The organism is Paeniglutamicibacter sp. ZC-3, from assembly GCF_025847175.2.
Lineage (GTDB): Bacteria > Actinomycetota > Actinomycetes > Actinomycetales > Micrococcaceae > Paeniglutamicibacter > Paeniglutamicibacter sulfureus.
In genome coordinates this window covers 1-1,454 of the sequence record NZ_JAOYTG010000041.1, presented here as the reverse complement: position 1 = coordinate 1,454, position 1,454 = coordinate 1, and the positions used below count along the sequence as shown (strand labels likewise).

Sequence of the window (1,454 nt, the reverse complement as noted above, 5' to 3'; positions counted from 1 at the left end):
GGGTTTGTTGTTTCGGGACCGTATAGTGGACGCAGCGTTTCTTGCCAACCACCCGCGGGGGGGTGGTGTGGTGTTTGTGGTTTAAGTTGTCGGCCTATTAGTACAGGTCAGCTTCACGAGTCTTTAGTCCTCGCTTCCACATCCTGCCTATCAACCCAGTGGTCTGGCTGGGGGCCTCTCACACTCAAAAGTGTATGGAAATCTCATCTCGAAGTGGGCTTCCCGCTTAGATGCTTTCAGCGGTTATCCCTTCCGAACGTAGCTAATCAGCGGTGCACTTGGCAGTACAACTGACACACCAGAGGTTCGTCCGTCCCGGTCCTCTCGTACTAAGGACAGCTCTTCTCAAATTTCCTGCGCGCGCAGCGGATAGGGACCGAACTGTCTCACGACGTTCTAAACCCAGCTCGCGTACCGCTTTAATGGGCGAACAGCCCAACCCTTGGGACCTACTCCAGCCCCAGGATGCGACGAGCCGACATCGAGGTGCCAAACCATGCCGTCGATATGGACTCTTGGGCAAGATCAGCCTGTTATCCCCGAGGTACCTTTTATCCGTTGAGCGACGGCCGTTCCACAACGTGCCGCCGGATCACTAGTCCCGACTTTCGTCCCTGCTCGAGCTGTCGCTCTCACAGTCAAGCTCCCTTGTGCACTTACACTCGACACCTGATTGCCAACCAGGCTGAGGGAACCTTTGGGCGCCTCCGTTACTCTTTAGGAGGCAACCGCCCCAGTTAAACTACCCATCAGGCACTGTCCCTGACCCAGATCATGGGCCGAAGTTAGGTGACCGGTACAGCCAGAGTGGTATTTCAACGATGACTCCACCCGAACTAGCGTCCGGGCTTCACAGTCTCCCACCTATCCTACACAAGCTGCACCGAACACCAATACCAAACTATAGTAAAGGTCTCGGGGTCTTTCCGTCCTGCTGCGCGTAACGAGCATCTTTACTCGTAGTGCAATTTCGCCGAGTTCATGGTTGAGACAGCGGGGAAGTCGTTACTCCATTCGTGCAGGTCGGAACTTACCCGACAAGGAATTTCGCTACCTTAGGATGGTTATAGTTACCACCGCCGTTTACTGGGGCTTAAATTCTCAGCTTCGCTCCAAAGAGCTAACCGGTCCTCTTAACCTTCCAGCACCGGGCAGGAGTCAGTCCGTATACATCGTCTTGCGACTTCGCACGGACCTGTGTTTTTAGTAAACAGTCGCTTCCCCCTGGTCTCTGCGGCCCACACCCGCTCCGAGGAGTAAATCCTCATCACGGGGCAGGCCCCCCTTCTCCCGAAGTTACGGGGGCATTTTGCCGAGTTCCTTAACCATGATTCTCTCGATCGCCTTAGTATTCTCTACCTGATCACCTGTGTCGGTTTGGGGTACGGGCGGCTAAAACCTCGCGTCGATGCTTTTCTTGGCAGCATAGGATCACCGAATCACCCCCCAAAAGG

The 1,454-nt window shown here is 54.9% G+C and carries 1 rRNA gene; it reads right to left on the bottom strand.

Annotated elements, in window-relative coordinates:
* Positions 1-76 precede the first annotated feature (76 nt).
* Positions 77-1,454, bottom strand: a 23S ribosomal RNA gene (locus tag OIU93_RS20305); the annotation flags it as partial.